Raw genomic sequence first — 855 nt, forward strand, 5'->3', positions numbered from 1 at the left:
CTGCGTGCCGTGCTGATGCAGGTGGCCGATGGTACGTCGCGCGTGCTGCTGGTCATCCACCACCTGGCCGTGGACGGCGTGTCGTGGCGCGTGTTGCTGGCAGATTTGCAACTGGCCTACACGCAAGCGCTGGCGGGCGGCGCGATCACCTTGCCCGCGCGTTCAGCGAGTTACGGCGCATGGGCGCGTCGCATCGAAGCCGCACGCACGTCGTATGAGCCTGAACTGGATTACTGGCGCGCGTTGCCGCCCGGCGACGCCTTGCCGTGCGACGACGCGCAGGGGCCGAACCGCGTCGGTGACCAGCAACGCGTGGCGCTGGCGCTAGACCGTGCCACGACCCAAGCGCTACTCAAGGACGCGCCCGCGGCGTACCGCACGCAGGTCAACGACCTGCTGCTGGCCGCGTTGGCGCAGGCGCTGGGCGAGTGGGGCGGGTTGAAGCAGGTGCGTATCGATCTTGAAGGCCATGGCCGCGAAGACGCATCGGGCGAACTGGACCTGTCACGCACGGTGGGCTGGTTCACCAGCGTGTACCCGGTGGTGCTGGACACGCAAGGCGACACTGCCGAACGGCTGATGCGTGTGAAAGAAACCTTGCGTGCCGTGCCGTCGCAAGGCTTGGGTTATGGCGTGTTGGCCGATGCCTTGCCTGGCCAGCCGCAAGCGCCCATCCTGTTCAACTATCTGGGCCAATTCGACACGGTGACCGCGGGCGAGGCCGACTGGCGCATCGCCGCCGAAGCGCCCGGGGCAGGCCAGGACGAAGCCGCCGAGTTGATCCACGAATTGACCTTTAACGGCCACGTACACGACGGCCAGCTAAGCATTTCGTTGGGCTACAGCAGCAAGCGT

The 855-nt window shown here is 66.7% G+C and carries 1 protein-coding gene; it reads left to right on the forward strand.

The window, feature by feature from the left end; genetic code table 11:
- A partial coding sequence (locus WBR68_RS31380; protein ID WP_230696272.1) for a condensation domain-containing protein occupies nt 1-855 on the forward strand: 855 nt, incomplete at both ends.

The organism is Achromobacter sp. JD-1 (genome assembly GCF_038594925.1).
In the GTDB taxonomy this organism is placed as follows: domain Bacteria; phylum Pseudomonadota; class Gammaproteobacteria; order Burkholderiales; family Burkholderiaceae_B; genus Achromobacter; species Achromobacter spanius_C.